Below are 21866 nucleotides of genomic sequence, written 5' to 3' on the forward strand. Positions count from 1 at the left end.
GGCCGGCGAGGCACCCGTTCCGAGGCTCGGAGTGCCGGTGTCCGACCTCCCGCACCTCTCCCGCGCCTCTCCCGCGCCGGGGCGCCCGGCTGGATGGTGCTGAACTCCGGGGCGGGTGGCCTGACCTTGCGCGAACTCCTGGAGATCCTCCGGGGGTTGGCCGGCTGCCGGCTGGTCTCCGCCGACGTGGTGGAGGTCGCCCCGGCGTACGACCACTCGGAAGATCCGGCCGGCCCTGGCCGCGCCGGGACCCCGGGTGATCACCGGTCGGATAGCCTCGGCTGGGTACCTCAGCCGGAGGAGAGGAAGAGGGCACATGAACGACCAGCGCGTGCTCGACTGGTCCGAGGCGACCTGGCTCAACCCACCGCTGCGCACCGAGTCCGACGGCCGGGACCTGGTGGTGACCACCCGCGACCGGAGCGACTTCTGGCGCACCACCCACTACGGCTTCGAACGGGACAACGGGCACGCCCTGCTGACCGGGCTGGCGGTCGGCACGGCGGTCGAGGTGACCTTCCGGGCCCGGCTGGACCAGCCGTACGACCAGGCCGGCGCCATGGTCCGGGTGGACGAGCAGAACTGGATCAAGACGGGCGTCGAACTGACCGACGGGCTGCCGCACTTGGGCGCCGTGGTCACCCGGGGCCACTCCGACTGGTCGCTCGCCCCCGTCCCCGAGTGGGCCGACCGCCCCGTCACCGTCCGGGTCAGCCGCGGCCGGGACGCGGTGACCATCCGGGCCCGCTGCGGCAGCGAGCCCTGGCGCACGGTCCGGCTGGCCCCGCTGGCCGGACACCTGACGGCCTCCGCCGGTCCCTACTGCTGCTCCCCCGAACGCGAGGGGCTACGGGTGCAGTTCTCGCAGTTCACCGTCGGGCCCGCGGACCGGGCGCTGCACGCCCGCCTCGCCGGCTGACGACGCGCTCGGCGGACGGACGGCCCGTGTCACCCCGTCCGCCGGGCCGGAGCGTCAGCCGCCGGAGGTGGTCCGGTACGGCGATGCGGCGTGCTGGGCGGCGTACAGCAGGGCGGGCCTGAGCTTGGGCCAGAAATAGCCGTCCTGGCAGCTGTAGGGCGGCAGGAAGCCGTCGCAGCCGCGGCCGTCGCTGTCACCGACCTCGATCGTGAAGCTCGCCAGGCCGAGCTTGTCGTAGGTCCAGTCGTCGGTGCCGCCGGCCGCGTCGTAGAGGATCTCACCGGCCTGGCCGTACTGGTAGCCGGTGATCGAACCCATCCGGGCGGCCATCGCGCGAAGTGCGGCGTCGTTCCCGGTGTGCACGGTGTGGTCGTACTCCCACGGGAAGAGGACCATGCCGGCGTCGCTGTGCAGGGTGATCATGACGCCGCGGGTGTCGGCCGGGGCCGGGGCCGAGTCACCGCCGCCGCGCACGGCCGGGTACAGCTCGCGGAAGAGGTTCTCCAGGGCGGAGTTCTCCGTCTCGGAGTCGGAGTTCGGTCCGAGGTAGGTCTCGTCGCACGGCTGGTCCGAGGTGCCGCTGGCACCCCAGTGCGTACCGGCGTTGCGGTTGAGGTCGATGCCGATCTGGCCGTTCCAGTCGCAGGAGCTGCCGTTGGTGTCGTCGGCGTTCTTGCGCTGCAGGTTGGGGTTGTCACCGCCTTGCTGGACGATGTCGACGCCGTCGGGGTTGGCGATCGGCACCACCCACATCTCGGTGGAATCCAGCAGTGCGGTGACGGTGGGGTCCGTCCCGTAACTGCCGGTCAGGTAGTCGATCCAGCGCCAGGAGACCTCGCCGGTGGTGATCTCCCTGGCGTGGATCTGGCTCATCAGGAAGAACCGGGGCTTGGCCGAATTCGGGTCGAGCCGGCAGTCGCCCTGGGTCAGCTTGGTGATGCAGACGGCCTTCAGGTCGTAGCCGCCCGGCTGCCCGTTCTGCTTGCGCCAGGACTGGCCGTAGGTCACCACGGTGGCCAGGCCGGGGTGTGCGGCGATGGTCTGGTCCAGGTGCGCGTACTGGGTGTCGACCGTGCGGTAGCCGCCGTAGTACGTGTCGTTGACGCCGGCCCCGGGGGCCGTCCGCGCGCTGCTGCGCCCACCGGGCAGGGTCCGGTCCACCGACCAGCTGAAGCCGAGCCGGTGCAGGCGCTCCCCGACCGCCGGGTCGCCGAGGACGAACAGGTCTTTGCCCTGGCGCTTCTCCAGGACGTCGAAGCCGCCCGCGAGCAGCTTCTGCGGGTCACCGGCGCCGCGGATGGGGACCCGGTAGACGACGGCCCGGCCCGACGACGGGTCGGCTGAGGCGGTGTCGGCCCGGGACAGGGCGGGCAGCGCGAGTGCGGCGAGCGCTGCCATCGCGCCGGCGGACGCGATCACAAGTCGGTTCCTGCGCATGGGAGTCGGCCCTTCGAGTGGGGGTGAACGGCCCGAGTGCCGACAAGGTACCGCCGAATTCACGTCATGCCCATGCCGACTCGCCTGTCAGAAACACGACTTGACGACTATGCGATGACGCGACCCCTCGCTTCGAGGGGCCGCCCATCCCGCACCACGCCCGGGTCCGGGCCTGACCGGCGCTCGCGGGCCGGCGCTGACAGGCCCCGCCCGGACCGGCGCTCTCGGCCCCCGGCCGGCCGACCCGAGGGCGGCGTCCCGGTCAGTACGGGCGAGCCCGGGACTGCAGCGACTTGGCGAGCTTCGCCGCCTTGGCCCTGGGGAACGTCACATGGTCCGGATCGCCCGCGGAGGTGTAGCGGTCCGCTGGGTTCGCCGCCAGCCTGTCGAGCCAGGTGGTGGAGCCGAAGGCCGCCTCCGGGCCGGTGGCCGCCTCGGAGCGGATCCGGGGGATCGCGGCCGGATCGAACGAGGCATCGAACGGCGAACGGGACGGGTTGGAGCCCACCAGATAGACGCCGTGGTGCTGGTAGCTCACGTTCCCGGCACCGCCCGCCACGGCGAGCGAGCCCGGCTTGGGCATCGCCCCGTAGGGCAGGGCCAGGGACTGCACGGCGGCACCCGGGACCACCGCGGTGATCTCCGCCTGCTCGCTCGCGATCGCCTCCTGCACCGCGGCCGCGTCGAGGGTGGCCAGGTTGGAGTGGTGCAGCGTGTGGTTGCCCACCTCGAAGTTGTGCCGTGTCAGCCAGCCGAGCGCCTTGGCGGTGCCGGTGGTGGAGAAGGCCGACCCGTTGACGAAGAAGGTGGCCCTGGCCCGGAACGCGGGGTGGGCCTTGGCGACGTCCAACAGGATGCCAAGCGCGCTGTCCGGCGCGGGATCCCCTTTTTCGTCCAGCCGGACCTGGCTGTTGGTCGAGTCGTCGAAAGTCAGCACCACCGGATGGGTACCGGCCGGGATGTCGATCCTGCCGCTGGTGAACTCGGCCGCGGTGATGGCCACGTAGTTCTCCCGGGCCAGCCGCTCCAGCTCCGTGCGGAAGTCCGCCGGAGTCCGGTCGTAGACGCTCGCCGGGTGGTCGCTGAGTTGGTGGTACATCAGGACCGGCACCTGGCCCAGTTCGTCGGCTTGGACGGACTCGGGCCGTGGTGGCGCGGACGGGGAGGAGCCGGCCAGGGTCGCCGAGGCGGCGGGGGCGGGGGCGGAACCGCCCTGCGCGTGCCCGGCACACGAGGTGGCGCCCAGCAGGAGGACCGCGGCGGACAGGAACACGGTGGAGCGGCGCATGGGACCTCCAGATCGCGGAATCTGCCCTCAGCCTCACCGCGGACGGAACGGGGCGCGCACCCCGGCGGTCCGAACAGCCCAACGGTTGGTCCTGACGGGGTACGGCGCGGCCGGGCCGGGCACCGGCCGGGTGGCGGAGACCGCCCGGTGCGGATGACACCCGCTCAGCGGAACGGGATCCCGTTCCGTCGGGACGTGATCCCGTGTTGCGAGGTCAAGGACATTGGGGGGAGATATAGGAGGAATCGGTCCATCAGATGACAGGTGGTGCCCTATGTGCCCCTCCTTCGCCAGCGGTGCCGCCCCCAGGAGAAGACTCCTCCGCCGGATCCGCGGACGCCTGCCCCGGGGAAAGCCCCGTCTTCCGCGGTCCCGCAGGAGCCGGCTGGCGCTGACCGCCGGCATAGCCGTGGCCTGCACGGCAGTGGGCGCGTTCGTCCTGGGCACTCTCTCCGCCGGGTTCCACCTGCGAGGCGTCCAGGACCGGCAGTGGCTCAACGCCGCCGCCGCCAAGTCCCTCGATCTGGTCGTCACCGACGACGACGACTCCGAGCTCGACACCCTCGAGGTCTCGCTCGACGGCAGTCCCGTCGCCATGACCAGGCAGGACGGAGAGCTCCATCTGCGGCCGGCCGCCCTGGCCGACGGGGAGCACCGGCTGTCCGTCCGCGGCGCCGGCCTGCTGCCGTTCGCCAGGACGACGGTGACCCGGACCTTCACCGTCGCCACCGCCGCGCCCGCCCTGCACCTGGACAAGGTCGCGGCCGGCCGTCCCCACTCCCCCGTGACCGTCCACGGCACGACGAAGAACGCCGCCCGGGTCGAGGTCAACGGCCGGCCGGCACCGGTGGCCGCCGACGGTACGTTCTCGGCGGCCGTGGCCGACCCACCTCCCGTGATCAAGGTCGTCGCCACCGACCGCGCGGGCAACACCACCACCGACGCGGTCCACGTGGGCAGGGCCCACCCGCTGCTCCGCGCGGCGCACCTGACCGCCATCGGCTGGACCTCGGATCCGCTGCGCAACGGGATCCTGGAGCTGATCCAGCAGAAGAAGCTCAACGCGGTGGAACTGGACATCAAGGACGAGAACGGCGAGGTCGGGTACGCCTCCCAGGTGCCGCTGGCCAAGGAGATCGGCTCGGTCAAGGGCTACTACGACGCCCGGGCGACCATAGACGCGCTGCACAAGGCCGGGGCCCAGGTGGTCGGACGCATAGTCGCCTTCCGCGACCCGATCCTCGCCACCGCCTCCTGGCGGAACGGCAACCACGAGCGCGTGGTCCAGACCCCCGGCGGCGGGGCGTACAACGGCGGCAACTACGGCCGGCTCTCCTTCACCAACTTCGCAGACCGCACCGTCCGCGACTACAACCAGGCCCTCGCCACCGAGGCCGCCTCGCTGGGCTTCGACGACATCCTCTACGACTACGTGCGCCGGCCCGACGGCCCGCTGAGCACCATGACCTTCCCCGAGCTCGGCAACACCACCCCGGAGCAGAGCATCGCCGACTTCGTGGCCGAGACCCGGACCAAGCTCGGCGACCGGGGCACCTTCCTCGGTGTGTCCGTCTTCGGGATCGCCGCCACCCGCCCGAAGGAGATCGCCCAGGAGATCGGCGCCCTGGCCCAGCAGGCCGACTACATCGCCCCCATGGTCTACCCTTCGCACTGGGGCCCCGGCGAGTACGACGTGCCCAACCCCAACGCCCAGCCGTACGACATCGTCCACCGCTCCCTGGCCGACTTCGCCAGGAAGACCGCCGGCACCCAGGCCCAGGTGATCCCGTGGCTCCAGGACTTCTCCCTGGGCGTTCACTACGGGCCCAAGGAGGTCACCGACCAGATCCGGGCCGCGGCCGAGAACGGAATGCAGTCGTTCCTGCTCTGGAACGCGGGCGCCCGCTACCAGGGTGACGCACTCTCCGCGATCCGGTGAACTCCCGCCGGGCAACGGCGATCCCACCTCACCGCTCCCCCTCTGGTGCACTCCTGGACCCGTGGCCCCGCACATCCCCCGAGTGCGGGGCCACACCGCACCCGGCCGAGCCCGCCCGGCCTGGAGGACGAGTTCCGCGGTGTGAATCCGGTGGCCTCCGGTGTACCAGCGTCGGCATCGCGGAAGGCTAGGAACTAGGTGCAGCACGGGAGTTGTATCGGCTCGGGGGGAGCGTGCGATGTGACATGCCCTGACGACCTGTGGGACGGCGGCCTCGCCGCACCGCCCGTGGACGACGAGCCAGTGGGTCCCCGCTGACGCCGCTACCGCCGCGGCCGATGTCCGCCCGTCGATGCCGGCCCCGCGATCGACGACCACCAGCCCATCACCGGGTGAGCTGGACAACCCGCAGGAGAGAGGAAGTGATCACGATGTCGTGGAGGGACCACGTCCCGCACCAGCCGACGCCGGACGAGCTCGCACAGGCGGGACCAGCAGACGCCCAGCAGCAACACGACGTCGAGGAGTTCGAGCACCACGAATCCGAGGAGGCGTTCTACGAAATGCCGGCCAGAGCCGCACGGCAGGCCGCTTGAACCACCAGCCCGCCCGGTGTTTGCCGGGCGGGCTCGATCGCTGCTTCCGATTGCCGGGCCAGCCTTCTACGCGGGCCCGGAAGGCGGTGTTCACGCGCTGGACGAGGCGCGCCGGCCCCAGGAGGAGAACCGGGGCCGACGCGCCGAAGCGACGTCACACAGGGGTGCCGGGAACCAGGGCGAAGCCTGAGCCGCAGGCAGCCGCCAGGTTGGACGCGTCGAACGGCGTGGCGGTGATGTCGCACACGGCCTCGTAGATCCTCATGCGGTCCCCCGATCGTCCCGGGCCGGCAGCTCGTCCCGGCCCGGTGCCGGATCGGCCGTCTCCGCCCTGGCCGCCTTTCGCCTACGCCTCTCGGCGCCCAGCCAGCCCACCAATGCGATCAGCCCGCCCACGAGGGCGCCGGAAACCAGCTTGTGCAGTAGGTCGTTCACCAAAGACTCCACTCCCCGATGGCGGCGCGCGCAGGTGATCGCGCGCCGCGAACACGTCAGGCAGGACGGTAGGCAGGACCGATGAAATCGCCGTGAAACGGCGGGATCGCCGTGGCCTGCCATGACCGTGGATCAACGGCGCGGCTGATCGGCGGACTTGGGGGCCTCCCGGACGAGCACCTGGACCGGCACATCGACGCCCCGGCGCACCGTTGACACCGACGGCCAAGGCAGCCCCTGTTCCCTTGATGCATCGGCATTTACCCAGGTGAGGGACCTGGCGCAGCCACCGGCCGGATATGACCGGCCTGGTGGCCTGTTCCCTGGTCGGTGCCCGGACCAGCATCAATGGCCTCGGCCGCACCGCCGATGCCCGGGAGCCCGGGCCGGAGAACCAGGGAGCCGTCATGCCGACGACCGCAACCGCCGCCCCACCGACAACCGCGCTCACCGGACCGGAGCGTGACGTGCTGTACGCGATCGGCTGCGGCCTGACGGACGCCGAGATCGCCACCGCCCTCGCCGTCCCCGAACACGCCGTGGCCGGACACCTCGGACGGATCCTCGCCACGCTCGGGCTGCGCGACCGGGCGGCCGCCATCGTCCACGCCTTCGACTGCGGACTGGTGACACCCGGTCATGGTCCGCGCGGGCAAGTGGCGGGGCCGGTGCCTCGGACCACCGTCCGCCGGCCGACGGCCCCCGTGCCGGAGCCGTGGCTGCGCATCTGCGTACTCGGCCCGCTCCGGGCCTGGCGCGCCGGGCAGCCCGTGGACCTGGGTCCGGTCCGCCAGCAGGCCGTACTGGCGGCCTTGGCGCTGTGCCCGGACCGGGCGGTCAGCCGGCACGAACTGCTGGACGGGGTGTGGGGGATGGAGCCGCCGCCCGGCAACGTCGTACCGGTCTACATCTACCGGCTGCGCAAGATCCTGCACACCGGGGACCGCCCGGACTGGGTGATCAGGCGCGACCAGTGCGGCTACCGACTCGTCGGCGGCGCGGTCGAGGTGGACGTGGCCCGCATGGAGGAACTCGTCACCGCGGCCGGGGCGGCCGAGCGAGCCTGCGACCTGGCCGAGGCGGTACGCGCCTGCTCCCGCGCACTGGACCTCTTCCGCGGCGAGCCCCTGGCCGGCCTGCCCGGGCCGCTGGCCGAGCTGGAGCGGCTGCGGCTCACCGAACGCAGGATCACCCTGGTGCAGCGGAAGGCCGGATGGCAGCTACGGCTGGGCCGGAACGCCGACGCCATCGCCGAACTGTCCGCCCTGGCCGCGGCGCAACCACTCAACGAACCGGTCGCCGCGCTGTTGATGCGCGCCCTGCACCGCAGCGGACGGCAAGCCGAAGCACTGGCCGTCTTCGACCGCACCCGCCGCCGCCTCGGCGACGACCTGGGAGTGCTCCCCAGCGAGATGCTGCGGCAGACGCACCGGACAGTGCTGCGCGGGGACCGGGGCGCGTGACATGAGCGCCGAACGCACAGCGAAGCGACCGCGACATCCCCAACCTGCTGACCAAGCGCGCACACCAGGCCCCGCCCCAGCTCGCCGCCCAGCACGAGAAGATCGTCCGGCTCCGCGAAGCCGCTGCAGGAACGAGCCGTGTCGGTCGCCGCCGGGACCACGGTGAACAAATAGGCGGAGGACCAGCGGTACCGAAGGCGCCGTGCGCTTTTGTGGGGACGGCGGCCGATCGCAGGGAGCGGTACCGCGACAGAGGCGGGCTATGCGGCCCGCATGAGGCGGCGGTCGTGGATCTACCGCGTGGCTTGAACCCCGCGCGCCCCGGCCTCCGCTTCTCATCTTCCCGCCTACACCCCCAGGGGCAACAACCGCGCGGAGCACTGGGAGTGTCACACCTGCCGGAATCAATACCCCCAGGGGTATGGTTGAGCGTGTAGCCCGCCCGTCAGACCCCGACCAGGAGACAACCCCGTGATCTTCAGCCAGTACTACCTCGACTGCCTTTCCCAGGCCTCCTACCTGATCGCCGACGAGACCACCGGCCAGGCCGTGATCGTCGATCCCCGCCGGGACGTCGACGAATACCTCGCCGACGCCGACGCACGCGGCCTGACCGTCGTCGGCGTCATCAACACCCACTTCCACGCCGACTTCCTCGCCGGCCACCTCGAACTCGCCGCCCGCACCGGCGCCTGGATCGGCTACGGCCGCCGCGCCGAGACCGAGTACGCCATCCGCCACCTCACCGCCGACGAACGCATCTCACTCGGCGACGTCACCCTCCAGATCATGGAGACCCCCGGACACACCCCCGAGTCGATCAGCATCCTCGTCTACGAGCACGCCACCGACGAAGCCCCTTACGGCGTACTCACCGGCGACGCCCTGTTCATCGGCGACGTCGGCCGCCCAGACCTGTTCGCCTCCGCCGGCATCACCGCCGAGGAACTCGGAGCCATGCTCTACGACAGCGTCCACCACAAGCTCATGGCCCTGCCCGACCAGGTCCGCGTCTTCCCCGCTCACGGCGCCGGCTCCGCCTGCGGCAAGAACCTCTCCACCGAGAAGCAGTCCACCATCGGCACGCAGCGCCTGACCAACTACGCCTGCCAGCCCATGGACCAGGACACCTTCGTCCGCATCGTCACCGCCGGCCAGTCCGCCACCCCCGCCTACTTCGGCCACGCCGCCGCCCTCAACCGGCAGGACCACCCGCTGCTCGACCGCACGAACGCCGCCCGCCCCCTGTGCCCCGAAGGCCTCGAGGAGGTCCGCGCCGCAGGCGCCGTCATCCTCGACGCCCGCAGCCCCCAGGACTTCGGCGCGGGACACATCCGCGGCGCCATCAACGTCCCCGCCGACGGCCGCTTCGCCGAACAGGCCGGCACCGTCCTCACCCCCGACTGCAACATCGCGATCATCGCCCCGCAGGACCGCGAGGACGAGGTCATCACCCGCCTCGCCCGCATCGGCTTCGATCACATCGCCGGCTACCTACTGGGCCCCGGCAACGCCCTGTCCGCCCTCACCGACGACGTCACCCCCGCCAGCCGCCTCACCGCCGACCAACTCCGCACCGCACTCGCCGGCGAGCAGCCCCCCACCGTCCTGGACGTGCGCACCTGCGGCGAACGCGAAACAGGATTCATCGAAGGATCCCTGCACATCGCCCTGGCCGAACTCCCCCGCCGCCTGAACGAGATCCCCACCGACCGCCCCCTGGTCGTCCACTGCGCCAGCGGTCACCGCTCCTCCATCGCCGCCAGCCTGCTGCGCCACCACGGCCGCACCGACGTCTCCGACCTCCTCGGCGGCTACAGCGCCTGGCACACCCTCACCCACCCCGCCCACGCCTGAACCCAGCCACCCCGGCGCCGGGACCACCGCCCGGACGCACCCCCACACCGCCCATCTCCGGTCGTGCCGCTGCCCTTCCACGCCCTGGGAGGACAGGGGTCTTCACAGGGCGTGGAAGGGCAGCGTTCGGCTGCCGAGTACACCAAGACCTACACCGGCAGGATCAGTGCCTCCGCTTGGCTGAGCACCGTCGCACTGTCACGCCTTTCGCTTCTGGATCGCGGGGCCGGCAAAAGTAAATCCGGCTAGCGAGCAGGCCCGCGAGGGCGGCGAACTCGGCGGTGGGCCTGCCCTTGCCGACGCCGGCTCCGTTGTCCCACACCAGCGTTTTGGGCACCGCTTGCCCGCCGGTCAGCAGGCGCCAGTGGCCGTCGACCAAGTCGCTCGCCTGCCGGGAGGGAAGCATCCTCGCCGTGATCACCCTCGCGGAACGGGATCCGGCCTGCAGGTCGTTGAACGTGCAGCCCCTCCACCGTCAGGACACCCCCAAGTGCCGCGACCGACCGCATGGTGCCCGCAGTATGTCCACGGGCCGCCTTGGCGGCGACGCGTGCTCGAACGAGCATGCGGGCACCTTCGGCTCACCGACCGGACGGCGGGATCTTCCCCCGTAACGGGCAGGACGGCCCCCGTACTTGCTCCGTCCACGCCGTACAGATCCTCACCGTCCGGTGCGGTGTCGCAACCGATCGTGCATACCCGAACCCCGTCTTGTCAAGGATTCTTGATGAGAGCGCGGCCTAACTGACCACCTGTCACGTATGATTGACAGCGCTTCAGCCCCCACGCCGCGAAGGAGCGCACAGGAAGATGGCCGAGGACAGCGCCACGGCTCACCGCCGTACCATCGCGGAGCGACTCGAACACCTCATGAACACCGGGCACCCCGACGGAACCGGTCCACGGGACTACCTCGCAGTGGAGCTTGCCAGCCAGGAGCATGCGAAACGTCATCCCGGCAGCCCCACCATCAGCCGTCAGACGGTGCACAACCTGCGCCATGGCAAGGTCGCCAACCCGGGGATCAACGCCCTGACCACCCTGGCGAACGTCTACCAGGTTCCGATCTCGTACTTCCTGTCCGCAGGCGACGATGCAACCGCCGGACAGGCATCGGCTCCACTGCCCGCCATGGTGCTCCAGCGGCTGGACGACGTCCTCAAGGTCCTGCAGCCTGACACGGCCGCACCCCTCGATGACGAGGCCCGCGTTACGGTCCTGGATTCCAAGGGCAGCAAGATCGGTCTTTCCGACCTCGCGACCCTGCGGTCTGGACAGTGGGACGAGCAGCTGCGCCAGCCCCTGCGCGACTTCGCCGGCACGATCAGTCTCCCGCCCGGCTACTTCGTCGATGACACGATTCCTGCCGCCGACCCCGACGATCTGTTGCTCCTGGGGGCTCTGAAGGCCGTAGGAGCCAGGAGCGTCGCGATGCGCCAGGTCGCCGGCCTGCCCTCGGACGCGCTACAGGCCCTGTCGCCCGTGCTGGACCTCCTCAGCAAGGCAAACCCGCGGCAGCGCATGTGACGCGGCCTGCCCGGCCACGCCGGACAGGGTCCACTCGCTAGGCTCCCCTCTCGCCACCCTCACCGGCCGCCACGGGAGCCCCACCAGCGCGACCGGGGGATGTCGTGAAGTTTGTCCGATGGCAGCAGAACGAATGCCCGTGGGGAGCGGAGTTGAACGACAAGGAACTACGCAAGCGCTGTGTCGACGTAGTGGCCCAGATCGAATTCCCCAGCCCGTTCAGCATCAACACGCTGGTCGACAGCGTCGAACGCCGACGAGGGCGCCAGATCTCGCTCGTCCCCATGCCACTGGCTGTCCGCCCGGAAAGTCCCTGCGGGTTGTGGGTGGCCACGGACGATGTCGACTACGTCCTCTACACGGAGGCGACGTCCACGGCCCACCGGGAGCACATCGTCATGCACGAGCTCGGCCACATGCTGCTGGAACACGGCTCCACCGAGGCCGACCAGGCCGAGGTCGCCCGGCTTTTGATGCCCACCCTCGACCCGCGCTTCGTCCAAGCGGTCCTGGCCCGATCGGTCTACACCAGCCAGGAGGAGCGGGCAGCCGAGCTGGTCGCCTCCCTCATTCCCCTGCGGGCCGGCCGCGCGGCCCCCCAGGCACGGCAGGAACCCGTGAGCCCCGGCATGGCGAACCTCGTCCAGCACATCGGCGCCGCGCTGGAACGCAACTCCTCACGAAGGACCTGACCCTTGTTGCTGCTCACCGTCGTCTACGGCATCCTGTCGGTCATCACGTGGAGTGCCTTCTTCTACAAGGTCCGCGACCTGGCACGGGACTGGCGCAACAGGGAACTCCAGCTCCTCTGCCTCTCGATCGCCACGTTCGCCGCCCCGTTCGTCCTCGCCTCGCCCCACGTCTACATGGGGATCGATCGCATCCTCGGCGTGCCGAACATCGCCACACTGATCATCTACATCTGTGTGGCAGTCTGCGTGACCGGCTTCATCGCCCTGCTGGTGTCCTGGTCCTCAGCCCAGGGGAAGCTCCGGCTGCGCCACTGGATCGGGGTCGGCTACTCGCTGGCGACGCTCGTCGTCATGACCGTGTTCTTCTTCCTCGGCAACGTCGACGGCGTGGAGCATCCGGTGGACTTCGACGTCACCTTCGAAACGGTGCCCTACATCTCCATTTTCCTGCTCAGCTACCAGCTCCTCTTCACAACCAGCATGGTGATGCTCATCGTGCTGTGCCGCCGCTATGCCACGGCGGTGGACCGCCCGTGGCTGCGCCGCGGTCTTCTGACCGTCGCCCTCGGAGCCTGGTTCGGTCTCGGCTACGGAGTGCCCAAGGTCGCGAACATGGTCTGGGACCTGTTCGCGACATCCCCCCTGCACGACGTCAGCAGCATCGCGGCACCCCTGTCCGCCAGTGTCTCGGCCATGCTCTTCTCCATCGGGTTCACCATGCCCGGCTGGGGCGCCGGAGCGAGTCGCCTGAAGGATCTCGCAGCCACCTACCGGGCCTACAAGCGCCTCTACCCTCTGTGGCACGACCTCGCCGCCGCCTTTCCGGAACTCGTCCTCTTCAAGCCGAACGACCGTCAGGGGCCCCGGTCCACCCGGGCCCTGCTCTCACGTCCCAGGATCGAGATCCGCGAGGGACGGATGATCCTTCGGCCCCGTGACAGCCACGAGGCCGACACGCTGCAGGACCTCGACCTGCTCGTGGCCCGCCAGCGGGTGGAGATCCGCGATGCCCAGCTCAGGCTGCGCCCGTACTTCACGGAGTCAGTCGTGCAGGAGGCACGGGACCTCGCACGGAGGCGGAAGCTCACGCCCGACGATGTCGAGGCCGCCGTGGAGGCCGCTCAGATGAGCGTCGCTCTTCGCTCACACACTACCGGGGCCCTCGTGCCAGCCACGGCTCCCCACCTCCACGCCCCCACTGCCGTCGACCCAGCAGAGGAGGTCTCCTGGCTGGTCAAGGTGGCGGTCGCCTACAAGACCTCTCCCGTGGTTGCCGACATAACCGAGCGCTTCACCGGAGCCGCCACCGGAGTTGCTGCCTCATGACAGGAACCGATCCGACTCCGGACACCCCGACACTGTTCGACCGTGCACTGCTGGCCGACCCCCATGCGGGCTACGCACGTCTACGGGAGGCCTGCCCCGTCGCGCGCACCACAACGCCGGACGGAGCTCCGGTGTGGGTGGTCACCCGCTACGAGGACGTTCGAGCAGCACTGACCGACCGACGGCTATCGCTGAACAAGCAGACTTCCACCAGCACCGGCAAGCACGGTGCGTCGATGCCGCCATCGCTCGACGCGCACCTGCTCAACATGGACCCACCCGACCACACCCGCCTGCGCCGCCTGGTCGCCCCGGCATTCACCGCCCGTAGCGTCGGCCGACTGCGGCCGGCGATCCAGCAGCGCACCGACGAACTTCTTGACCGGTTCCAGGACGGCTCGGCCGACGTCATGACTGCCCTGGCAACGCCACTGGCACTCGCGGTGATCTGCGACGTGCTCGGCATCGCCGAGGAAGACCGCCGAGACTTCCGGACTTGGACGGACACCCTTCGTTCCCCCGCTGCGGACGCGGCCCCAACATCACGCCGGGCACTCCACGACCTGCACGGCTTCCTCGTCGAATTGATCGCCGGCAAGCGCGACCACCCCGGCGATGACCTCCTCACCCAGATGATCACGGCGCGCGAGGACGGGGACCAGCTGTCGGAACCGGAACTCGTCGCCCTGTCCTTCCTTCTCCTGTTCGCCGGGTACGACAACAGCGCGAACCTCGTGGGCAACACCGTCCTGGCACTCCTGACCCACCACGAAACGCTGCGCTCCCTGCGATCGGGCGCCCTCGGCGTCGGCCGGGTGGTCGACGAGGTCATGCGCTGGAACAGCCCCTCCATGCTGGCCTCCCGGCGGTTCGCCCGTGAGGACACCCACATCGGTGGCGTCCGGATCACAGCAGGCGAGCGGATTTGGATGTCACTTGCCTCGGCCAACCGGGATCCGCAGCAGTTCAGCAACCCTGACCAGTTCGACGTCGACCGGCCGGAAGGCGGACATCTCGGATTCGGACACGGCATCCACTACTGCCTCGGGTCGGCACTCGCCCGCATGGAGACCGAGATCGCCACCGAAGCACTCGTCCGCCGCTTCCCATCACTGCGGTTGGCGCACCCGGAAGAGACATTCGAATGGTGCGATTCCTTCCAAAACCGAGGACCGCTCAAACTCCCTGTCATCTGGTGAGGAGAGCCGAACGTCGGCGCCTTGCGGATGTGGTCACTGGCGAGCATGTCGTGCGGGAAGCCGAGTCCGATCGCGCTGGCCTCGTCGAGACGGGCCAGTTGGGAGGCGGTGAAGTCGACCTCCAGGGCGCCCGACGCCCCCGGTGTCCGGCGGGAACCAGCTTGATCCGGTCCAGGTACTGCTGCCGATCACGCGCTTTCGAAGTCTCATCCATGTCGGCCCCTTGGTCCTGGAACGTATCACGGGGCCGACTCTCGTGGCCGTGGTCGTCTCCAACGGCCGTCTGTCGGAAAGTCCGTCACGCAGGCCGTTCGGCCTCCCCTGGCCGACTGGCAGTCAGCTGACACCCGGGCCGCTCCCGCGAGGCCGCGGCGGGCGGAGGGTCCTCGCGGGAGCAGCCGGGCCGGTCACTGCGGGGTGACGTAGGCCCCCGAGATGCCGCCGTCCACCAAGAAGGTGTTGGCGGTCATGAAGGAGGAGTCGTCGCTGGCCAGGAAGGCCACGGCGGCGGCGATCTCCTCGGGCTCGGCGAAGCGGCCGAGCGGGATGTGGACCAGGCGGCGGGCGGCCCGCTCCGGGTCCTTGGCGAAGAGCTCCTGGAGCAGCGGCGTGTTGACCGGTCCGGGGCACAGGGCGTTGACCCGGATGCCCTCGCGGGCGAACTGGACGCCCAACTCCCGTGACATGGACAGCACTCCGCCCTTGGAGGCGCTGTAGGAGATCTGCGAGGTCGCCGCGCCCATCACCGCCACGAAGGAGGCGGTGTTGATGATCGACCCCTTGCCCTGGCGCTGCATGTGGGGAATGGCGTACTTGCAGCACAGGTACACGCTGGTCAGGTTGACGTCCTGGACCCGCTTCCAGGCCTCCAGGCCGGTGGTGAGGATCGAGTCGTCATCCGGCGGCGAGATGCCCGCGTTGTTGAAGGCGATGTCCAGGCTGCCGTACTCGCGCACGACCCGCTCGTACATCTCCCGGACGGCGTCCTCGTCGGTGACGTCCGCCTGGATGAACAGGCCGTCCACCTCGGCAGCGGCCTTCTGCCCGGTGTCCTCGTTCATGTCGACGCAGACCACCTTGGCGCCCTCGGCGGCGAACCGCTTGGCGGTGGCCAGTCCGATGCCGCTGCCTGCGCCGGTGATGACGGCCACCCGGCCGGTCAGTCGCTGGGTCACGCTGCTCACTCCTCCGTCGAGATGAAGACGTTCTTGGTTTCCGTGAAGGCGAGTACCGCGTCGGGCCCGAGCTCGCGGCCGAGTCCCGACTGCTTGAAGCCGCCGAAGGGGGTCGAATACCGCACCGAGGAGTGCGAGTTGACGGAGAGGTTCCCGGCCTCCACGCCTCGGGCGACCCGCAGGGCCCGGCCCACGTCCCTGGTCCAGATGGAGCCGGAGAGCCCGTAGTGCGTCCGGTTGGCGATCCGCAGCGCGTCCTGTTCGTCGCGGAACGGCACCACGGCGACCACCGGGCCGAAGATCTCCTCGGTGAAGGCGGGCGAGTCATGGTCCACCGGGGCGAGCACGGTCGGCGGGAACCAGAAGCCCGGGCCGTCGGGAGCCAGGCCCTGCACCGCGACCGGTGCGCCCTCGGGGACGTAGGAGGCCACCCGCTCCCGCTGGGCGGCGGAGATCAGCGGGCCCATCTCGGTCTTCTCGTCGTGCGGGTCGCCGACTCGCACCCCCAGTACGGCCGGTTCGAGCAGCGCCATGAACTCGTCGAGGACGGACTCCTGGACCAGGATGCGCGAGCGGGCGCAGCAGTCCTGCCCGGCGTTGTCGAAGACCGCGTACGGCGCGGTGGCGGCGGCCCTGGCCAGGTCCGCGTCGGCGAACACGATGTTGGCGCTCTTGCCGCCCAGCTCCAGGGTGACCGGCTTCACCTGTTCGGCGCATCCGGCGGCCACCGCCTTGCCGACCCCGGTCGAGCCGGTGAAGACCACCTTGCGGACGTCGGGGTGGGTGACGAAGCGGTGTCCGACCACCGGGCCGCGTCCGGGCAGGACCTGGAGCACTCCCTCGGGCAGGCCCGCGATCCTGGCCAGTTCGGCGAGCCGCAGCGCGGTCAGCGGGGTGAGTTCGGCGGGCTTGAGGACGACCGTGTTGCCGGCCGCCAGGGCCGGTGCGAAGCCCCAGGCGGCGATGGGCATGGGGAAGTTCCACGGGACGATGACGCCGACCACGCCGAGCGGTTCCTGGAAGGTGACGTCGATGCCGCCGGCGACCGGGATCTGGCGGCCGAAGAGCCGTTCCGGGGTGGCCGCGTAGTACTCGATGACGTCCCGGGCGTTGCCTGCCTCCCAGCGGGCGTTGCCCACCGTGTGCCCGGCGTTGGCGACCTCCAGTCGGGCCAGGTTCTCCAGGTCGGCGTCGACGGCGGCCGCGAAGGCGCGCAGCAGCCGGGCGCGGTCGGCCGGGCTGACGTGCCGCCAGGTCTCGAAGGCGGCGCCAGCCCGGGCGATCGCGGCGTCGGTCTCGGCGAGGGTGGCCATGGCGACGGTCTCGATCACCTCTTCGGTGGCCGGGTTGACCACCTGGAAGAGGTCGGGTTCGGTCATGCGGAGGTCTCCTTGCGACTGCTGGTCTGGACGAGGGCTTCGAAGAGCCGGAGGTCGGCCGGGTCGGCCTCGGGGTGCCACTGCACGCCGAGCACGAAGCGGCGGTCGGGGCGTTCCAGGGCCTCGATGCTGCGGTCCTGGCTCCAGGCGGTGGCCCGGAGCCCGTCACCGAGGCGTCCGACGGCCTGGTGGTGGTAGCAGGGGACCTTGGCGGTGGGGCCGAGGATCCGTCCGAGCCGGCTGCCGGCCTGGATGGTCACCGCCTGCTGGTGGTAGGTCGCTGGGGCGATCCGGTGTCCCTCGTCGCCGAGTTGCTCGGGCAGGTGCTGGATCAGGTCGCCGCCGTGGGCCACGTTGAGCACCTGCAGGCCGCGGCAGACGCCGAGGACGGGCAGGTCGCGCTCCAGGGCTCCGGTGAGCAGTGCCCACTCCCAGGCGTCGCGCAGCTCGTGCGGCGGGTCGGTGCTCGGGTGCGGGTCGGCTCCGTAGCGCGCGGGGTCGATGTCCGGACCGCCGGCCAGCAGCAGTCCGTCGATCCGGTCCAGCAGGCCGGCCGCGCCGTCGCTCTGCGCAGGCAGCAGGACGGCCGTGCCGCCGGCCCGGGTGACGGCGTCCACGTACAGTTGCGGGATCAGTGCGGCGCGCTGCCGCCAGACGCCCCAGGCGGCCTCGCTGAGGTAGCCGGTGATCCCGATCAGGGGCCGGCTTCCGCCGGTGGTCGCGGCCGTCACAGTCGCTCGAATCCGCGGCGCCGCTCCCAGTCGGTCACCGCTGCGTCGAAGGCGGCCAGTTCGACCCGGCCGGCGTGGGTGTAGTGGCGGACGACGTCCTTGCCGAAGGCGAGGGCGGCCGCCTCGCTCCGCTCGAAGGCGGCGACGGCGTCGCGCAGTGTGGCCGGGACGCGCGGAGCGTCGGAGGCGTACGCGTTGCCGGTGAACTCCGGTTCCAGCTCCAGCCGTTGCTCGATCCCGTGCAGGCCGGCGGCGATCAGCGCGGCCACCGCGAGGTAGGGGTTGACGTCGCCGCCGGGTACCCGGTTCTCGAAGCGCAGCGAGGGTCCGTGGCCGACGACCCGCAGGGCGCAGCTGCGGTTGTCGCGTCCCCAGGCGATGGCGGTGGGCGCGAAGCTGCCCGCGACGTAGCGCTTGTAGGAGTTCACCGTCGGGGCGAGCAGCAGGGCGAACTCGCCCAGACAGGCGAGCTGGCCGGCCAGGAAGTGCTGCATCACCTTGGAGAAGCCGTGCGGACCGTCCCCGGGCATCACCGGTACGCCGTGCTCGTCGCGCAGGCTGAGGTGGATGTGGCAGGAGTTGCCCTCGCGCTCGTTGTACTTGGCCATGAAGGTGAGGCTGTAGTCCTCCTGCCCGGCGATCTCCTTGGCGCCGGTCTTGTAGACGGCGTGGTCGTCGCAGGTGGTCAGCGCGTCGGCGTACTTGAAGGCGATCTCGTGCTGGCCGAGGTTGCACTCGCCCTTGGCCGACTCGACAGTGAGTCCGGCGCCGGCCATCTCGTTGCGCAGGCGGCGCAGCAGCGGTTCGATCTTCGCGGTGCCGAGGATGGAGTAGTCGACGTTGTACTGGTTGGCCGGGGTGAGCTGCCGGTAGTCCTTGTGCCAGGCTTCCTCGTAGCTGTCCCGGAACACGATGAACTCCAACTCCGTTCCCACGTAGGCCTTCCAGCCGTAGCCTGCGAGCCGGTCCAGCTGGCGGCGCAGCACCTGCCGGGGTGAGACGGGGACGGGGGTGCCGTCGTGGTCCAGCACGTCGCACTGGACCATGGCGGTGGCGGGGTGCCAGGGCACCATGCGCAGGGTGGTGAGGTCGGGCTTGAGGACGAAGTCGCCGTAGCCGGTCTCCCAGGAGGAGTTCTCGTAGCCCTCCACGGTGTTCATGTCGACGTCCACGGCGAGCAGGTAGCCGCAGCCCTCGGCGGCGTTCGCAAGGACGTCGCCGAGGAAGTACTCGGCGGCGATCCGCTTGCCCTGGAGGCGGCCCTGCATGTCGGTCATGGCGAGGACGACGGTGTCCACCTCGCCGGCCGCGACGAGCGTGCGCAGTCGGTCGAGGGTGAGTCGGGTGCCGCTCATCGTGTCTCCAATTCGCTTGTCCGCTGGGGTGGTTCGGTCGGATCCGGCTGTACCTTGGGGCCGGTGAACCAGTGCCGGGCCGAGACCAGCCACCAGATCCCGGCCGAGCCGAGCACCACGGCGACCGCGACGGGGGTGTAGTTGAAGCTGGTGGCGGTGATCGGGCGGACGGTGGGCAGCATGAACAGCACGGTGATCAGCGCCGTCCAGCCGACCGCCAGGGTACCGAGGGGCTTGCTCCAGCGGCCCAGGTGCCAGGGTCCGCGTTCGAAGGTGTCACCCTGACGGAGTCTCAGGTAGATCGGGATGACGTACGCGATGTACAGGCCGATGACGGAGATCGAGGTGACGGCGGCGAAGGCGGTGGCGTTCCACAGGTCCTGGGCGCCGAGCAGGAAGGCGCCACCGGTGGCGAGCCAGACCGCGTTGGTGGGGGTCTGGGTGCGCGGGTCGATCCGGTGCCAGATCCGCGATCCGGGCAGCGCCCCGTCCCGCGAGAAGGCGTAGATCATGCGGGAGTTGGCGGTCACCGAGGCCATCCCGCAGAAGAACTGGGCGCCGATGACGATCAGCAGGAGCAGCTTGGCGCCGCTCGCGCCGAGCGCGTCCAGGAAGATCTGCGCGGGCGGCACTCCGGTGGAGCTCTTGACGGCACCGTCGTAGTCGCGGATCGCGAAGGTGATGCCGAGCAGCAGGATCCAGCCCGCGACCAGCGACACCACAACGGAGTTGACGATCCCCCTGGGGCCGGACCGGGCGGCGTCGTGGGTCTCCTCGGTCATGTGGGCGGAGGCGTCGTAGCCGGTGAGGGTGTACTGGGCGAGCAGCAGGCCGAGCAGGGAGACGTAGAGCGGGTTGTGGAAGCCGGTCTCGTCGACGAACCGGGTGAACACGAAGGAGGCGGAGGCGTGGTGTGCCGGTATGACGACCAGTGCGCCCACGATGACGAGGACGCCGAAGACGTGCCACCAGACGCTGACGTTGTTCAGCACGGCGACCAGCCGGACGCCCCGGGTGTTCAGCAGCCCGTGCAGCAGCAGGATCGCCGCGAAGATCAGCACGGTGTGGGCGGGGGTGGAGGCGTAGCCCCACTGGAGTTCGAGGAAGGCGTTGGCGAAGGCGGCGGCGCCGAAGTCGACGCTCGCGGTGACGGCGATGCCGCCCATGAAGTTGCACCAGCCGGTCACCCAGGACCAGGCAGGGGCCCTGGAGGGTGCCAGCTTGGCGGCCCAGAAGTACAGGCCGCCGGCGGTCGGGAAGCTGGAGCAGATCTCAGCCATGGCGAGCGCGACGCACAGCGTCATCAGCCCGACCACCGGCCAGCCCCAGGTGATCAGCACCGGGCCGCCGGTGGTCATGCCGAAGCCGTAGAGGGTCAGGCAGCCGGAGAGGATGGACACGATCGAGAACGAGACGGCGAAGTTCGAGAAGGCCGACATCGAGCGGGCCAGCTCCTGGGTGTAGCCGAGTTCTCTGAGCCGTCGCTCGTCCGCCGACAGGGCTCTGTCGACGAGGTCCGGCGGCGGGTGTGGTGAATGGCGGTCGGAGGACATGCGCACCCCTGGGGGTTCGGTGGGGGAATCCGAAACGTGCGCCCACAACGCTGTGGCCGTCAATGGCCCGGAAACAGACCTTTGACGTACAGCGCATGCTTCACCCCGCGCCACCACCGCGTCAAGGGGACGTGCTGAGAAGGGCGTTGACACGCCCCCGAGGGGCCTCACCCGGAACCGCGTCCCGGCACGAATGCCTGGGTACCATGCCCACGTGGAGCAGGCAGACAGAGGCGGGATACGCACCGACCAGCCCGGCGGCCCCCGGCCCGGCGGCGACTGGCAGAGCGGCGCGATCTTCCGGCCGGTCCGGACCGGCAACGCGTTCGAAGAGACGGTCCAGCGGCTGCTGGAGGCCATCAAGCTGGGCGTGTTCGAGTACGGCGACCGCCTGCCGCCCGAGCGTGAACTGGCCGCCCGGCTCAACATCAGCCGCGAGACCCTGCGCGAGGCGATCCGCTCGCTCCAGGAGGCGAACTGCGTGGAGTCCCGCCGCGGCCGCTACGGCGGCACCTTCGTCACCTACCGCCAGCCTCCGCCCGACCTCGGCGAACTCCGGCGCGCAGTACGCCACATGGGCGCCGAACTCGAGGACGCGCTGACCTACCGGATGGTCCTGGAGGCCGGCGCCGCCGAGCAGGCCGCCCGAAGGGTTCTGACGGACACCCAGATCGATCATCTCCGCGGCAGGCTGGCCGACTTGGAGCAGGCGACCCCGGAGGCGTACCGCCAGTTCGACTCCCGCTTCCACCTGGCGATCGCCGAACTCACCGGCTCCCCCTCGCTGGCCGCTGGCGTCGCCGAGATCCGGATGCGCCTCAACGACCTGCTCAACGCCATCCCGATCCTGGACCGGAACATCGAGAACGCCTTCGAGCAGCACCGGGCGATGGCCGAGGCGATCCTGGCCGGCGACGTGGAACGGGCCCGCCGGGCGACCGAGGAGCATCTGGCCGCGACGGCAGCGCTGCTCCGGGGCTTCCTCGGCTGACGCG

General features: G+C 70.4%; 17 protein-coding genes and 1 pseudogene. 11 read left to right on the forward strand and 7 right to left on the reverse strand.

Annotated elements, in window-relative coordinates:
• Window positions 1-66: 66 nt before the first annotated feature.
• Together ABD369_RS11145 and ABD369_RS11150 are read left to right on the forward strand one after the other, a co-directional pair.
• A pseudogene (locus ABD369_RS11145) lies at window positions 67-222 on the forward strand (arginase family protein); the annotation flags it as partial.
• A gap of 94 nt (window positions 223-316) precedes the next feature.
• Entirely contained in the window at window positions 317-919 is a 603-nt protein-coding gene (locus tag ABD369_RS11150; protein ID WP_344636148.1) for a DUF1349 domain-containing protein, read from the forward strand.
• Window positions 920-973: 54 nt separating this feature from the next.
• Here the strand turns inward: ABD369_RS11150 and ABD369_RS11155 are convergent, their stop codons facing one another.
• Both ABD369_RS11155 and ABD369_RS11160 read right to left on the reverse strand, forming a co-directional pair.
• Window positions 974-2338 carry a M14 family zinc carboxypeptidase gene (locus ABD369_RS11155; protein WP_344636149.1) on the reverse strand — a complete coding sequence of 455 codons (1365 nt, stop codon included), beginning with the start codon at window positions 2336-2338 and terminating at the stop codon, window positions 974-976.
• A gap of 280 nt (window positions 2339-2618) precedes the next feature.
• Window positions 2619-3644 carry a polysaccharide deacetylase family protein gene (locus tag ABD369_RS11160; RefSeq protein ID WP_344636150.1) on the reverse strand — a complete coding sequence of 342 codons (1026 nt, stop codon included), beginning with the start codon at window positions 3642-3644 and terminating at the stop codon, window positions 2619-2621.
• A 409-nt stretch (window positions 3645-4053) separates the two neighbouring features.
• On the opposite strand from ABD369_RS11160, the gene ABD369_RS11165 reads away from it, so the two are divergent.
• The 8 genes from ABD369_RS11165 to ABD369_RS11200 all read left to right on the forward strand — a co-directional run bounded on the left by ABD369_RS11165 (window position 4054) and on the right by ABD369_RS11200 (window position 14678).
• A complete protein-coding gene (locus ABD369_RS11165; protein ID WP_344636151.1) occupies window positions 4054-5583 on the forward strand; it encodes a putative glycoside hydrolase in 1530 nt (509 codons plus the stop codon).
• 431 nt (window positions 5584-6014) lie between these two features.
• Window positions 6015-6179, forward strand: coding sequence for a hypothetical protein (locus ABD369_RS11170; protein ID WP_344636152.1), 165 nt, complete (start codon window positions 6015-6017; stop codon window positions 6177-6179).
• A gap of 842 nt (window positions 6180-7021) precedes the next feature.
• Complete coding sequence (locus ABD369_RS11175) at window positions 7022-8077, forward strand: AfsR/SARP family transcriptional regulator (protein ID WP_344636153.1); 1056 nt, start codon at window positions 7022-7024, stop codon at window positions 8075-8077.
• A gap of 471 nt (window positions 8078-8548) precedes the next feature.
• Entirely contained in the window at window positions 8549-9934 is a 1386-nt protein-coding gene (locus ABD369_RS11180) for an MBL fold metallo-hydrolase (RefSeq protein WP_344636154.1), read from the forward strand.
• Between the two features lie 810 nt (window positions 9935-10744).
• On the forward strand, window positions 10745-11461 hold the full coding sequence (locus tag ABD369_RS11185) for a hypothetical protein (RefSeq protein ID WP_344636155.1): 717 nt from the start codon (window positions 10745-10747) through the stop codon (window positions 11459-11461).
• A gap of 152 nt (window positions 11462-11613) precedes the next feature.
• Entirely contained in the window at window positions 11614-12153 is a 540-nt protein-coding gene (locus tag ABD369_RS11190; protein WP_344636156.1) for a hypothetical protein, read from the forward strand.
• A gap of 3 nt (window positions 12154-12156) precedes the next feature.
• Entirely contained in the window at window positions 12157-13479 is a 1323-nt protein-coding gene (locus tag ABD369_RS11195) for an MAB_1171c family putative transporter (protein ID WP_344636157.1), read from the forward strand.
• The gene (locus ABD369_RS11200) at window positions 13476-14678 is read left to right on the forward strand and encodes a cytochrome P450 family protein (protein ID WP_344636158.1); all 1203 of its coding nucleotides are present in this window, start codon (window positions 13476-13478) and stop codon (window positions 14676-14678) included. Before ABD369_RS11195 ends, ABD369_RS11200 begins: the two co-directional genes overlap by 4 nt.
• Before the next feature lie 407 nt (window positions 14679-15085).
• On the opposite strand, the gene ABD369_RS11210 is transcribed toward ABD369_RS11200, so the two are convergent.
• Genes ABD369_RS11210 through ABD369_RS11230 form a run of 5 tightly spaced genes read right to left on the reverse strand, consistent with a single transcriptional unit; the run spans window position 15086 to window position 20871 of the window.
• Window positions 15086-15862, reverse strand: coding sequence for a 3-oxoacyl-ACP reductase (locus ABD369_RS11210; RefSeq protein WP_344636159.1), 777 nt, complete (start codon window positions 15860-15862; stop codon window positions 15086-15088).
• Complete coding sequence (locus tag ABD369_RS11215; RefSeq protein WP_344636160.1) at window positions 15859-17232, reverse strand: aldehyde dehydrogenase family protein; 1374 nt, start codon at window positions 17230-17232, stop codon at window positions 15859-15861. The genes ABD369_RS11210 and ABD369_RS11215 overlap by 4 nt, the downstream gene beginning before the upstream one ends.
• Window positions 17229-17963: a gamma-glutamyl-gamma-aminobutyrate hydrolase family protein gene (locus ABD369_RS11220; protein WP_344636161.1), complete on the reverse strand. Its 735-nt coding sequence runs from the start codon at window positions 17961-17963 to the stop codon at window positions 17229-17231. Before ABD369_RS11220 ends, ABD369_RS11215 begins: the two co-directional genes overlap by 4 nt.
• A complete protein-coding gene (locus tag ABD369_RS11225) occupies window positions 17960-19318 on the reverse strand; it encodes a glutamine synthetase family protein (RefSeq protein ID WP_344636162.1) in 1359 nt (452 codons plus the stop codon). The genes ABD369_RS11220 and ABD369_RS11225 overlap by 4 nt, the downstream gene beginning before the upstream one ends.
• On the reverse strand, window positions 19315-20871 hold the full coding sequence (locus ABD369_RS11230; protein WP_344636163.1) for an amino acid permease: 1557 nt from the start codon (window positions 20869-20871) through the stop codon (window positions 19315-19317). Before ABD369_RS11230 ends, ABD369_RS11225 begins: the two co-directional genes overlap by 4 nt.
• Window positions 20872-21085: 214 nt before the next feature.
• Here ABD369_RS11230 and ABD369_RS11235 point away from each other — a divergent pair, with 214 nt between their 5' ends.
• A complete protein-coding gene (locus ABD369_RS11235) occupies window positions 21086-21862 on the forward strand; it encodes a FadR/GntR family transcriptional regulator (protein WP_344636164.1) in 777 nt (258 codons plus the stop codon).
• Window positions 21863-21866: the final 4 nt, after the last annotated feature.

The organism is Kitasatospora cystarginea, assembly GCF_039533515.1.
GTDB lineage: Bacteria > Actinomycetota > Actinomycetes > Streptomycetales > Streptomycetaceae > Kitasatospora > Kitasatospora cystarginea.